Raw genomic sequence first — 530 nt, 5'->3', positions numbered from 1 at the left:
GCTCTCGTGGCATTGGCTGTCACGGCGGTTACGGGTGGAGCAGCCTCGGGCGCTGCCAGTGCCATTACCGGTGCTTTGGGGCTTGGCTCGAGCACCGCCATGAATGCGGCGATACAGGCAGGTGTCCAAGCGCTGATTAACAAAAGCGCTGTGGCTCTTGTTAACAATCGCGGCAATATTGCCGGTGCCTTGCATGAGCTTGGCTCTTCAAAGAATGTTCTCAGCATTGTCTCATCGATGTTGACAGCAGGCTTAACCAGCCAACTAACCGAAATGGCTGGTGTTGGACAATCTTTGCCCAAAACCGCTCCTCTGGTTGATCGCATCACCCGTGAGGCGGAAAAGAACTTGATCAAAGCCGCCATTGGCACAGGCGTGCAAACGGCTCTTGAGGGTGGTTCTCTTGACAAGAACTTTTTTAACAATCTGCGCATCGCCCTGTCTGATACGGTTGGCAAATCGTTGGCGGAAGAAATCGGTACCGCCAAGGCTGAAGGCAAAATAGATACGGTCACGCAGATCGTTGCCCA

At 53.8% G+C, this 530-nt stretch carries 1 protein-coding gene; it reads left to right on the top strand.

The genetic code is table 11. The annotated features are described in order from the left end of the window. The coding region (locus ACFIQE_RS11375) for a DUF637 domain-containing protein (RefSeq protein WP_375707797.1) at positions 1–530 on the top strand (530 nt) is incomplete at both ends.

Source organism: Bartonella sp. AA1HLJMS, assembly GCF_042197445.1.
Classification (GTDB): Bacteria; Pseudomonadota; Alphaproteobacteria; order Rhizobiales; family Rhizobiaceae; genus Bartonella.
The sequence above is the reverse complement of the archived record's forward strand: the minus strand, read 5'-3'. Positions and strand labels throughout refer to the sequence as shown.